Consider the following 12,329-nt stretch of genomic DNA (forward strand, 5'->3'; position numbering starts at 1 on the left):
TTCTTATACATTACATTAAGACAACAGTTTGTCAATCATTGACTGTAGCTGTGACATATCGCAATATTGATTGATACCACCGGTATAATCCTTTGCGTGCCGGGCGGTCCGTATCAGGAACGAATCAAGTTCTATTTTTACCCCACCGTCCATCCGCGCATCCGAAGAATGGCTTATGTACACGAATTTACCGTTACGCTCAATAAAGCAACTTGTAAGGTAATGCCCCTTGCTCTCGGCTACAACTGCCGCATCCACGGCTTTTGCATATTTGGATATTTCACTCAACAACGCCGTTTGGAAGTTATTGTATTCCTTTGATACATAACCCCCTGCATCTGCAAGGACAGAAAATTGCCATTTGGTATAAAAAGTCTGTGTCATATTCTTTCAATTCTAATTCTGTAAATAAATTAGGCACATAGCAATAAAAGCATTGAATTTATAGTATTCAATTAACGACATTTAAGCAATTACCATGATATTTTCAGAGACCAAAGTTACGGAGATTTATCGTATGGCAGATGATTTTTGCAAAGAAATTGCTCAATTTCGGGGAAAATATATGGTTGAAGATAAAGATATTGAATATTCTATGCCCCGCTCCTTTAATATAACTTTATTTTCAACTCCCTTTCTACCATAACAACATACTGTTTTTTGAAAGAAGCCCGCCATTGATGTATGTTTTTCAAAGACGGGCAACTGGCTATATTTTGAATTATACTCACGTTAAATAGCTTTCCCAGTTCTCTTTGTCGATAGTTAATTTGTTCATTTCCCAATCATATTCCACTTCCGGCATATCAGCATAAGGGAAATACACGGTATAGCCTATCTGTCCATAGGAGCAATGTAGCGGTATGACGCAAATTTCCTGACCACAATAAGGTTGTGGGCAACAATATTTCTTCCAATCGAAACGGCCTGCAACTATATTGCAGCAAAGTAATTTTAGAGCCATTATACCTTTCCAACTCTGAAAATCTGTCTTACAACTTGTCCTTTCCATAATGAATATTATTTAATGTGCTATGTTATAATAAATTTCGGGTTCACTCGATACATTGTAGATGTAATTGCCGCAACGTACCAAAAGGGCGTTTTTGCCATAATACAGTTCTTTCATTCCGGCGATGCTTCCTGTCCTGTGGAAATTTGGAAAGCGGCTTATTCCTGCCCTTTCCGCATCTTTTGTGTAAAGTGTTTTCATTCTCATGCTATTGCTTTTTTAATGTTTCATACAGGGTTTCTATCATTTTCTCGGCTTCTTCCATATCGGTTACGATGTCTTTGATGTAGTAGGGTGCACCGTTTTTGCCGTGCCCGTCATTGCCTATCCACAGGTAGGCTTCATAGTCGGGGTCGAAACCTTCGTAGAAATTTTCCAGTCCGCACAGAAACCCGTCGAAATCCCCGTCTTTCATTTCAACAGAGACGTTGAAGTCCTGCCCTTTGGGCGTATATTGCTGAAAATCGAACACCACGCTATTTTCGTGCTTCGTTGTCGATACTTGCCAGCCCAATCCTGTGGCTACTGCGATAATTTGTTCTGTTGTTGTCATCGTTTCGTTTTTTTATTTCCCTTTGTTCCGAGCTTTTCAGCCTGCCGCAGGGTCGGTTTTTATGTGCGATACCCGACGGCGGAAGCAAGAACCGCGAACAAGGAACCGCCGATGAAATTTTATGAAATACCGAAATCTGTGATTCCGGAAAGTTTTCGTCAAATTTCAGCAAGGTAGCTCTGCGATACTTGGTCTGCCGTTCGTCCGCCGTACCTTTGCACGGTAAAAACAGTCTGTGGCGGTGACGAGCTTCGAGGAAATGATAATCCGACGGTATAAAAGGGAGAAGCAAACTATAAACGTCCTGCCTGCTCATGGCATATAAATGGCTGATTCAATGTAGTTCGCTACCTACAAAAGTATGCGGCAACGGCCGGAATATAAACAACCACCTGTCCCGATTGGCAGGTGGTTGACCGACAGCAGCCGGTATCAGGCGGCCATACGCTTTCGGACAAGTGCGATGTTCTTATGCACAAGGTTCATAATCCGTTTATGGTATTTCGTATTTTTGTTACACAGCCCTCTCGACTGCAGCACCTTGAATGTTTCGAGGCTCAACTCAACGGTCTCGACCCTCTTGTTTTCTATCCGTGCGGAGAATACCAGCGTATCCGGTTTGAGGTAATATTCGCACTGTCCTACGCAGTGATGTAATGCATTGCCCTCGTCGTAGTAGGCTTCCACGCTGTCCAGTACACGGACGACTATCGTCCCATCCGTGAACTCCAGACCGAAGAACTTGCCTTTCAACTCCCTGAAACGTGCCTCGTTTTCCCTCGCCCGTTTCATCTGCTCCATGCGTTTTTCCTGTTCTTGGAGAATACGCACCTTGTTCTGGTACTTGTCGTGTTCGGCTTTCAAATCGACAGGGCAGACATAGTGGGCGTTGTGCAAGTCTTTGCCGCACCTGTCGAGCATACGGAGATAATCTGCCCATATTCCCATGCCCTTTATCCGATACTTCTGGCGTAACACGATTTTGTAGGATGACCAACATAAATCCAAATCCTGTGCGTGGTCTATAAAATACTTGAGGTCGCGTTTGCGTCCGCTTTTGAGTATCGTTTCCACACGGCTGTCCGACAGCAGGGCTTTCATCAGTTTTTGCGGGGCGATGTCTGAAAACGAACCTTTCAAGCCGTTACGCCGTAACTTCGGAATAACCGTGTATTTCGGATAGACATAGCAGTCGGCAATGTGGCGATACACATAGTTATCATTCCGCAGTTCCAGCCCCGACCCGTATAGAAAACAATCCAAGTAACGTCCCATTGCCCGTTGTAAGGCCGTCAGAGCGGTTTTCCCGTTCTCGTCCATCCAATACCTCGCCACTTCGCACACGTCCGTCCGAGCTTTCCGGCTTTTGTGATAATAAACGGTCATTCTGAAAATCCGCTGTACCTGAAATCCGTCCTGCGTGGTGATGACGGAAAAATAACTTTTCTCGTCCGTCTTGCGGCAAAGCGTGTCTTTGAGCGTCAGTTTGGCATGGCAGTTCGGACAATGGCAATGTTTAGTTTTCGTCTCGTTCCACCGATATCCGCAATCAAGGCAGGTCGTCCGTCCGCTGGGGGTACGAAAAGCATAATGTCTGACGGTATGCCGGAACGCCCATTCTGTCTGCTTCTCTGTGATAGGCAGCAACCGCCCATTGGCGGCTGCTACCCGTTGTTGGAATTTCGTCCGTGCTTTCATGGTCAGAAATCAAAAAGTGAAAGTTCTGTTTGGTTGCTCTGTGCAGCTTTGGCAGTCGGCTTCGGCTTGCTGTGGCGTTGCTGTATCTTGCGCATTTCTTCCTCCTGATAGGCTTTCAGCGCGTCTTTTCGAGCCTGTGCCTTTTCTTCTTCGGTCAGTTCTACCTTGTGATTGACCACGACACCGCAGCTAATGGGGTTTCCCACGTCGATGTTGTCTTCATCATAGTAGTGAATGGCGAGCGACCACACTTCGTCGTCAGTCATTCCGCAACAGCCGCTTGCCTTGACTTGGTTGAGAATGAACGTGATACAATCGTCCAAGTTCTTGCTCTCTTTGGCATACGACGCGGCAAAAAGTTTGTCCGTCCGTGCCTTTTCGTCCAAGTATTCCTTGATAGTCTGTTTGAAATGTTCCGTACCTTTCATCGTTCTGCATTTTGAGGTTAAAAATGATAGTCGATAACACCGCCGATATAGAGTAGCGTGCCGGGTTCAAATTCGCATACCTGTCGCAGGAACTCGTAGGATTGCTCGGCGTGGGATTGCAATCCCTCTTCGTCCATGTAGAACCAGTAGGCGGTATCGAGCGGGTTTTTCAGAAATTTCTCGAGCTGATAGACCGGGCCAATCCATTCTTGCACGCTTTCGGGGGTAACGGCTTCCGCCCTGCTTCGAATGTCTGCGACAAAATCTTCTCTCCATTGTGCCGCACCACCATTGTATCGTATGGTATCGTCGGAAACAAACTCGAACATGCCTTTGGGCAGAATATTGTTTACCAAGTTGTCGATATGGTACTGGCGTTCTTCGTCGTCAATCTCGGCGCAATAATCGAAAAAGCTGTCATCGCCTTGCATGAGGGTGTCCTCGTTCAGGTAGTTGTCCTTGTCCACTCGGGTTCGAGTAATTTGAAAAATCTTGCTGTGCATAACCTTGAATTTTAATTTGTTGAACTTGCTTTTCTTTTCCCTCCCTTCGGAAGCCTTTCGGCTTTCCTTGCCGGGAGAGATTTTACATGCAAGCCAGACAGCGGGAAAAGGACGGAAAGGCAAGCAAACGGCCGAGAATTTCACGGAATACCCAACCCGACATGCCCGTGCCTGTCGGGGAACTGAAAGGCCATCTTTGATTTGCGGAAGGCTGCCGGGCAAATTCAAGAGCCGTTAGCACAGTGGTGCTTGACGCCGGACGACCGCTGTACCTTTGCATGGGAAAATCTAACCGGCGAGGGAGCGACGACAAGATAGTAAGAGGAATGTAATATGGTTAGAATAACCACATAAAAAAGTGGCAAATTGTTTGTGAATTGATATAGCCCTGTTATTGTTAAATTCAGCGTACCATTTTGTTGTATGGTAATAAAGTAGTATTTGCATAAAATTAATGATTATGGTTATAACGATTAAGAATATTCCGGTTTTGGAAGGTGCTACGGCAGAAGATTTCGTGCGTAATGCAGAAAAGAATGCCGTAAAGGTAACTCCACAGTTGTCCGTGGCGGCCAAGAAACGGCTACAAAAGGTATTGGAGAAATCCCGTTCATTCCGATTCAACTAACAATGAACGGGATTTCTTTATACGATGATTGCGTCATGCTTGCCTATACAGGGAAGTGCGGGAAAAGTGTCTCCCTTTCACTTGCGGCGAGGATGATCTTGATGATTTTTTCCTTCATGATGCCGATTTATATGCGGATGAACTTTTAGGGAAAACTTAATGTTGGGTGACGACTGAATTTCCGCACCGTATTGTAGCGTTGTTTACCTTGGCTAATGACAGCATCAAGACCAAATTAATCTCTTCCAATGACAAAAATCGTTTGTAACGTAATATCGTAAACCCAAAACGTGGGCGTAGCTACCCGGCTGTACTGATAGGAAGACTGGGGGTAAACCGGGAATATCAGGGCACACCGAGCCATGTAGGACAGCAACTGATGACCTTTATAAAAGACTGGTTCCGTCACGAGGACAATAAAACGGGATGCCGCTTTATCGTAGTGGATGCGTACAACGAGGAAAGGGTGCTTAAGTATTACGACAAAAACGGCTTTCTTCCTCTATACAAGACAGAAGAGATAGAAAAGCAATATTATGACATTCCACAAGACGCACCTTTGAAAACGCGCTTGCCATATAAAGGACTGATATAACTTGAATTTGACAGAAACGGTCTCGGAATAATCATTCGAGGCCGTTTTTTATGTGCATATTATGCAGTCGCCAAATGCGGTCATAAGGTTCAAGTTATATAATTTACTGAATAGCAATTTCTTTTCTAATCAGGAAAAGAGTTTATTGATAGTTTTTTCGTATATTTGCAATCGGATTGAGGCAACTCTATCCAAGACATATTTAGAAAAGAAAGAAGCGTTATGCTTATCTTGTAAATCGAAAACGTAGGAAATTTTCAGATGTAGTACAAGGAAGGCATAGTGGTTCTCACGCTATAGCGTGGGCTGCTATATCCATATCTGTACTACAGGTTTCCTACGACCTTCGATTTAAGACGTGGCATTTGCAGTTCACGCTTTTATTATTTAATAACAGCCTTCTAAGGACTGGGAAGACATAAAAGAACTTAGGATGATGGATAAATTATCGGTTCACGCAAAAAAGACATTTCTTTCCCAACGACTTATTGCATGGGTATGTTGCTTATGCGCTATCGGAACAGCGGCAAAAGCATACGCAAATAATGATCCTACGTTTACAGTTTCTGCTCCGGAGAATATCGAAATTAATAAACAGTTCCGGCTAACATTTATTGTATCTTTCCCGGAGAAACCTGCTACTGTTGAAATACAGAATCTTGCTGTGCCCGAATTGAAAGGCTTTAAGGTGTTACTTGGCCCCACCAAAAGCAGTGCCACCAATGTGGAAAAAGTAGATGGAGAAATAAACCGGAAATATCAAGAGTCTTATACTTATGTGTTGCAGGCATTACAGGTGGGCAGGTGTTCCATTCCCTCTGCAAGTATTGTGGTGAACGGGCATCAGCTACATTCGCAGCAACTCGCAGTGAATGTCGTACCTGACGGGAAATTACCTCCTTCTTCCGACCCACAACCAAAACCGGATGTCTTTATGACAATGAACGTATCAGAACGCTCTCCTCGTATAAATGAACCCGTCGTGTTGGAATGCAAGTTATATACCACATCCCTTGCAGATAGCCTCGCCAATATGGAACAACTCATCTCTTCGGACGATTTCAAAATAGAACCGATAGATTTGCGGGGCAGCGCATGGCAAATAGAGCATCGGAATGGAAAGAATTATCAGGTGGCGGTGTTCCGGAAGTTATTACTCTATCCCCTACGGGCGGGAGAACTTCGTATAGGAGACCTGTACATGGATGTTTATATCAGGCGGTACAATCTTTCTTCAGACCCGTTTGAAGCATTTTTTGAGGACGGCAACCACCAATTCGTAAAACAACGGGTGAACTGTCAGGGCATCACTCTCCATGCACACGAATAAACAGCTAAAACTTATGGATATGAAAACGAAAATAATTATAACCGCAATGCTGCTGACTACGGCGTATGTGCTGTTAGTCAATCTGATGTTCCTGTCCGGTTTCGGTAAGGATGAAATGGTAAAGGTTGGTTGGTATAGTGAGTTCGGAGGAAACAGCACGACTACCCTATATCCTCTTTATGTGTGGCTTAACTTTCCTTACACAGTTTGCTTTTATTTCTTCACGACGCTTTTCTTCGCCAAAGTGAAAGTACACGTAAACAAGTGGCTGGGCGAAACGGCTTTTGTGCTGTGGTGTGTCAGTCTCGTTCCGATTTTGGTGAATACCGTTTACGACTTGTATATGGTATCCAGTTTTGACGGAGATGAAATGTACCGTTCTTTGGAGAATTATTGGGAAACGGAAGGCAAGTCTGATTATCCTTTTATGTGGCTTCTGCTTTCGTCCCGTGTAGGGAATAATTGGAATTGGATGAACGATTTGAATTATTACGGTAATTGGGCGCTTTGGGCAGCTTTCTTGGCATTTGCCATTGTCTTTGCCTTACTGTTTAAGAAAGACAAAGTATTAGGCATTGCGGGTGCGACAGTTATGGTGGTATCTATCCTGCTGAACATGTTTCCGCTGCCATGCGGGTATATTGCCATCGACCTGTGTTGGATTGCATTATGTGCGGCAGTCTTATGGAGATTGCGCCAGTCGTCATTTGATAAACCGTTCGTTTTGCCATGAGAAGATTTTTATTAATGCTGGCGGTAGTCCTTTTTGCGATGACCGCTTTTGCCGCCATTGCTCCCGGTCTATATCGGGTAAACGTTAACTCCACGCTCAATGTGCGCAATGCACCGGGTGGGGCTAAAATCGGGTCGTTGTCCAATGGAGATCTCGTGCAGGTGACGGCGTGCGAAGATGATTGGGCACAAGTGTCTTTGAATGACGGTCGCACGGGCTATGTGCATGAACAATACCTTGAGCCTTTCTCCACTCTGGCTGCTCCGGCTGGAACATCTTACTCCACAGTCGGTCTTTCCGAACTCCGGCATTATACCCCTTTTGCCATATTGCTGTTTGCCGTCATTGCCTTCATCGGACTACGTACAGATACCAGATCGTTGTTCCACGCAGGTTGCCTTTTATGGGGCGGGGCTGAACTGTTCATGTTCGGAGCTGGGAGTGACAGCGCACTCGTCTGGTTCTGCGACCCTTCGGATGTAGGATGGATATTTACTATTATCAATTTTTTTGTAGCTATTGGCATCCTGTTCTTCCAGTACACTATTTACCGGGAGTTTACGGGCAGTCTTTTCGATGGCTTTTGGAGAAAACTTCTGTTTGGTATCTTTATCATTGTAGGAGTAATCCTGTTCTTAGGTATTTTTAATTACAATAGATACGACAGTATCACCCCTGATTCGCCAGGAGCTCCGTTCTTTAACGAGACTTGGCATTTCGTACTTGCTTTCGTTGCCTATATGGCAGTATTGCTCTATTTGTTAAGAGATTGTGGTATTTGGATGAGCCTTTCGTTCACGATGTTTGCTTTTGGTTTGGGAATTTCTTTTCTTGGAATGTTGAGCACCTTGATACTTGGAGCTTTACTGTGGCTGGGGCTGGCAGCATTCTCCGGCAGTGGAGGGAGCAATGGAAGTCGCGGAAATATCATAATTGAAGATTATGACGGTACGTATGAAGCCTACGAACATGGCTTTGGAATCTACAAAGATGTAACAGGTTCAGGCAAGACGTGGCGAAAGGAGGGTTCTCAATATATCAGAATAAATTAAACATCGTCCAACCTAATTTAGATTTATGAAAACGATCAGAAGTATGCTCAAACATTTATTCTTGGCTGTTCCGCTTATGCTCATAGTGTCATGTAACAGTCAACCACCATCTACCCTTATACCGCACCGTTGCGAAAACGGGAAATTCGGCTATGTCGATGAAAAAGGCAAGGAATGGATAGAAGGCAAATACGATTATGCCGAAGAATTTTCCGAAGATTTGGCAGTAGTGCAAGTGGGCAGGTACTTTGGGTACATAGACCGTAAAGGAGAAATCGTCATCCCGCTGCAATATACTCAGGCTGCTTACTTCCACCAAGGCAGGGCATTGGTGGCAAAAGAGGAGCTGTATGGTTTCATCGACAAGGAAAACCGGGAAATCATTCCCTGCATTTATGAACGTATCACGCCGTTTGCCTCACACGAAGCCTATGCGGTAAAGAACGGAAAGACAGGCATCATCGATACGGAGGGTAAAGTGCTCGTGCCGTTTGAATACGATAAAATAGAACAACTGAAAAGCGGGCTATTCGTTGTTAACCAAGCCGGCAGGGAGGGTTTCCTCAATGCGCAGAAACAAATGATTCTGCCCTGCCAATACGGTTACTATACCATAGAGGATAAAGAAGGCAAGCCCCTGATAGTGCTGCGCACGAAAGACGACACTCCCTATTACCGCATCTCGTATAATTCCAGATACGGTCTGATGGACTTTGAAGGCAATGTACTGGCACCATGCAAATACGAGAAAATAGGTGCGTTTGCAGACGGAAACCTTGCCCATGTCATTCTCAACGACAAGGTTGGCTACATTGACTCGAACGGAAAAGAGGTCATTCCGCCCATATACGACTATTCGAGAACACTGCCGGGAAACAGGTATGCGCTTTATAAAGACGGTCTTTGTTATCTGGTGGATAACCGGACAGGCAAGCAAGTCACATCCCAAGTTTATAACAAAATAGAGCAATATAGGGACAACCTGCTCAAAGTTTCCCTTGATGGGAAATATGGCATGATAGACCCGGACGGAAATATTGTGCTCGAGCCAATCTATGATGAAATGTATGTATATGACGATTGGCTGAAACTTTATATCAAAGGAAGCGGAAAGGATGGTTTTGCCGGACGTGCTACCGTAGAAGAAGCCAAGTTGGTTATTCCTTGTGACAGATATGTCCGCATTGAAAGCTTCAACTTGGGTGGCGGCCAGTATGCCGAAGCGGTCAAAGCTGTCGCCAAATACACGTACCGGAACGGTGTTGTCAACCGGCAGGGGAAAGAGGTTGTCCCCTGCCAATATGCCCACATTTACATGATAGAAAACGGAAAATGTCTTGTCATGGAGTCTGGTACTAACCAACGAAAGTGGGTAAAATTGAATGAATAGTAACATTAAAGTATACACAATTATAATAAAAATCATAGAATAAAAAATAATTCGGCTGAATATAAGAGGAATAGAGTACCGGCTTAAACAAGGAAGCTGCCGACATAGAAAGACAACCGGAGAAATGACCGTGCAGAATAAAGTCTCCGAAACCTGTTTTACAGGATCGGAGACTTGTACTGCAAGACAATCCTCTGCCGGGGATTAGCGTTTGCCATGTGTATGTCTGCAAAAATAGTTTTGCAGGGATTGGTAACGGTTCGGAATGACCGCATTCTCATTGAAACCGTTCAGGCAATGAAGCAATGCTTTTTCGAGCGTGATGTATCGGCGACTGAAAGTCTGTACATTATCCAAGCAACAGGCTTCCAAAGCGTATTTGAACGGTGCAAGATTTTCAGGTTCTTTCCGAATCCGTACATGCCACAGGAAGAACAACTGAAGCGTGAAACTGTCGGATTTACCTGCTGTACCTTTGCATGGAAAAATCCAGCCGGAAGGGAGTATCAGAAACGAGATAAGGGAAAGAATAAGATAAGATACAACAGTGAAATAAAGGGGAAAGCCCGATGATATAAAGGATACGGACAACGGCTAAAACAGAAAATTGTCTCGTGGAAACAGATGATATAGAAAGCCCCTCGAATCAACAGAACTGCACTCCAAAAGTTTTTGTCTAACTTTCGGGGTGCAGTTTACTCGGGGCCATGACAAGGCTCTTAATAATAAGGCATTAACTTACTGTTTATAAGCTCATCCTTATGAAATTTGACTTTTGAGTTACCCCTTTTATGTAATGATACGGTCGATGGCTTATTCCGGTGATCGTCTGTTAAATTTAGTCGATAGTAATCTCATCAAGGAATAGATAAGTTCGTTTACCTGCACCCGGATGCCATTTCGGAAGTACCGGAGTGTTTTTTCCGATAATGCGTACATAGCGTGCTTTGGTCTTTCCGAAACTTACCGTATCACGTTTCAGTACATTGTTCTTGCTGCCTTTTTCCAGTACCGGTATGGTCTTCGAGGCAATCTTGCTGTATGCGCTTCCGTCGTTAGAACCATATATTTCCAAACCGGTCAGACCGAAGATATAGTCTCCCGGAACAAGGTATGTGCCGAGTGAGACCGAAGATATTTCTTTCGTTTCCTGCAAGTCGATAATTGCATCGAAGTTCTGTCCGTAAAGACCGATATAGCGTCCCGAACGATAATTATCGTCACCCTGCAAGCCGTCTACCAGCAAGTTTGCTCCCTGATAGGTATATTTTTCGTCGGGTTCGCATTTCAGGGGCTGAATTCAACTTGCAAATGCAACAGAATTCTGATTAATAATTTGTTTAAATTTTTCGTTTGGCGTGAGGTATCCAAGTCTTTTACGAGGTCGATTATTGAGTTTATTTTCAATCCACTTAATCTGTTTGTTGGTTACTTCACTAAAGTCCTTACCCTTTGGGATATACTGCCTGATAAGCCCGTTGGTGTTTTCATTGGCACCACGTTCCCATGAGTGGTATGGTTTGCAAAAATAGAATTTTATTTCCAATTTTTGCGCAATTTCCTCGTGCTTTGCAAACTCCTTTCCATTGTCAGCCGTAATTGTGTGTATTAAGTTTTTCACTTTCCGCAGTGCCCATACTGCAATCTTAGCTACCGGGATGGCTTCTTTTCCCGACAACTTGCGTATCCAGACCCTGCTTGTTGCTCTGTCGTTAATGGTAAGAATGGCACCTTTGTGGTTCTTACCAATAATTGTATCTATCTCTAAATCACCAAATCTCTCCTTCAGTTCCACTATCTCGGGACGCTCATCAATATCCACCCTGCCTGGGATAAATCCTCGCCCTGCATTTTTAGAACCACGTTTGGCATACCTGCGACCTTGTCTGCGAAGATATTTGTGCAGTTTGCCACCCCGCCGCTTATCCTCCCAAATCCAGCGATATATCGTTTCGTGAGATACCATCGCAATTCCCTCCAAGCGGCTCCTGCCGACAATCTGCTCCGGGCTGAATCCTTTCTTCAACAGCTTTATTATCCGTTTTCTCATTGCCGGTGTAAGCACTTCCTTGCGATGTTTTTGCTGCTTGCGCCTGTCTGCTTTTCGCTGGGCAAGCTCCATGCTATAGCTACCACTTCGGGCGTCGCAATTGCGCTTTATCTCCCTGTAAACAGTGCTTTTATCTACTCCGATAGCTTCCGCTATTGCTTTTTTGCTCATCGGTATTTGCAACATCATAGAAATTGCATACCTTTGTTCCTCGGTTATATGTTTGCTCATCTGCAACTTTTTTTTCTTTGGACGGACAATTAAAGCAAAGATAGCAAACTTTATCCATTCAGAGTGAGAGAAAGGGGGACATTGTCTCTCTTTCCTCTCTGAAAAATAAATGTTTTTATTGCTTAT

Annotated in this window: 14 protein-coding genes and 2 pseudogenes; 6 read left to right on the top strand and 10 right to left on the bottom strand. The window is 44.3% G+C overall.

Annotated elements, in window-relative coordinates:
* Positions 1-15: 15 nt before the first annotated feature.
* From HMPREF9009_RS11905 to HMPREF9009_RS11935, 7 genes are all read right to left on the bottom strand, one after another.
* On the bottom strand, positions 16-384 hold the full coding sequence (locus tag HMPREF9009_RS11905) for a hypothetical protein (protein WP_004294386.1): 369 nt from the start codon (positions 382-384) through the stop codon (positions 16-18).
* A gap of 343 nt (positions 385-727) precedes the next feature.
* Positions 728-1,012, bottom strand: a complete 285-nt coding sequence (locus HMPREF9009_RS11910) for a hypothetical protein (protein WP_007219680.1) — start codon at positions 1,010-1,012, stop codon at positions 728-730.
* Between the two features lie 12 nt (positions 1,013-1,024).
* Positions 1,025-1,219: a hypothetical protein gene (locus tag HMPREF9009_RS11915; protein ID WP_004294384.1), complete on the bottom strand. Its 195-nt coding sequence runs from the start codon at positions 1,217-1,219 to the stop codon at positions 1,025-1,027.
* Between the two features lies 1 nt (position 1,220).
* On the bottom strand, positions 1,221-1,565 hold the full coding sequence (locus HMPREF9009_RS11920; RefSeq protein ID WP_004294382.1) for a hypothetical protein: 345 nt from the start codon (positions 1,563-1,565) through the stop codon (positions 1,221-1,223).
* 432 nt (positions 1,566-1,997) lie between these two features.
* Positions 1,998-3,263 (bottom strand): PcfJ domain-containing protein, encoded by a 1,266-nt coding sequence (locus HMPREF9009_RS11925; protein ID WP_004294381.1) that lies wholly within the window; start codon positions 3,261-3,263, stop codon positions 1,998-2,000.
* A 2-nt stretch (positions 3,264-3,265) separates the two neighbouring features.
* Positions 3,266-3,691 (bottom strand): PcfK-like family protein, encoded by a 426-nt coding sequence (locus tag HMPREF9009_RS11930; protein ID WP_004294380.1) that lies wholly within the window; start codon positions 3,689-3,691, stop codon positions 3,266-3,268.
* Between the two features lie 17 nt (positions 3,692-3,708).
* The gene (locus tag HMPREF9009_RS11935; RefSeq protein ID WP_004294379.1) at positions 3,709-4,194 is read right to left on the bottom strand and encodes a hypothetical protein; all 486 of its coding nucleotides are present in this window, start codon (positions 4,192-4,194) and stop codon (positions 3,709-3,711) included.
* Between the two features lie 460 nt (positions 4,195-4,654).
* Here HMPREF9009_RS11935 and HMPREF9009_RS25955 point away from each other — a divergent pair, with 460 nt between their 5' ends.
* The 6 genes and pseudogenes from HMPREF9009_RS25955 (at position 4,655) to HMPREF9009_RS11965 (ending at position 9,922) form a co-directional block, all read left to right on the top strand.
* Entirely contained in the window at positions 4,655-4,822 is a 168-nt protein-coding gene (locus tag HMPREF9009_RS25955; protein WP_007219681.1) for a hypothetical protein, read from the top strand.
* 2 nt (positions 4,823-4,824) lie between these two features.
* Positions 4,825-5,417, top strand: a pseudogene (locus HMPREF9009_RS26395) (N-acetyltransferase).
* A 433-nt stretch (positions 5,418-5,850) separates the two neighbouring features.
* Positions 5,851-6,747, top strand: a complete 897-nt coding sequence (locus tag HMPREF9009_RS11950) for a BatD family protein (RefSeq protein ID WP_007478987.1) — start codon at positions 5,851-5,853, stop codon at positions 6,745-6,747.
* Between the two features lie 19 nt (positions 6,748-6,766).
* Positions 6,767-7,480: a hypothetical protein gene (locus HMPREF9009_RS11955; protein ID WP_225651448.1), complete on the top strand. Its 714-nt coding sequence runs from the start codon at positions 6,767-6,769 to the stop codon at positions 7,478-7,480.
* A complete protein-coding gene (locus HMPREF9009_RS11960; RefSeq protein ID WP_032541073.1) occupies positions 7,477-8,532 on the top strand; it encodes an SH3 domain-containing protein in 1,056 nt (351 codons plus the stop codon). Before HMPREF9009_RS11955 ends, HMPREF9009_RS11960 begins: the two co-directional genes overlap by 4 nt.
* Positions 8,533-8,557: 25 nt before the next feature.
* Positions 8,558-9,922, top strand: a complete 1,365-nt coding sequence (locus tag HMPREF9009_RS11965; RefSeq protein ID WP_032541074.1) for a WG repeat-containing protein — start codon at positions 8,558-8,560, stop codon at positions 9,920-9,922.
* Positions 9,923-10,126: 204 nt separating this feature from the next.
* On the opposite strand, the pseudogene HMPREF9009_RS26165 reads toward HMPREF9009_RS11965, so the two are convergent.
* The 3 genes and pseudogenes from HMPREF9009_RS26165 to HMPREF9009_RS11980 form a co-directional block, all read right to left on the bottom strand.
* A pseudogene (locus tag HMPREF9009_RS26165) lies at positions 10,127-10,390 on the bottom strand (hypothetical protein); the annotation flags it as partial.
* 370 nt (positions 10,391-10,760) lie between these two features.
* Positions 10,761-11,222, bottom strand: coding sequence for a discoidin domain-containing protein (locus tag HMPREF9009_RS11975; protein ID WP_080707532.1), 462 nt, complete (start codon positions 11,220-11,222; stop codon positions 10,761-10,763).
* Entirely contained in the window at positions 11,223-12,203 is a 981-nt protein-coding gene (locus HMPREF9009_RS11980; RefSeq protein WP_005794072.1) for an IS30-like element IS4351 family transposase, read from the bottom strand.
* Between the last annotated feature and the right edge of the window lie 126 nt (positions 12,204-12,329).

This window comes from Bacteroides sp. 3_1_13 (assembly GCF_001185845.1).
GTDB lineage: Bacteria > Bacteroidota > Bacteroidia > Bacteroidales > Bacteroidaceae > Bacteroides > Bacteroides xylanisolvens.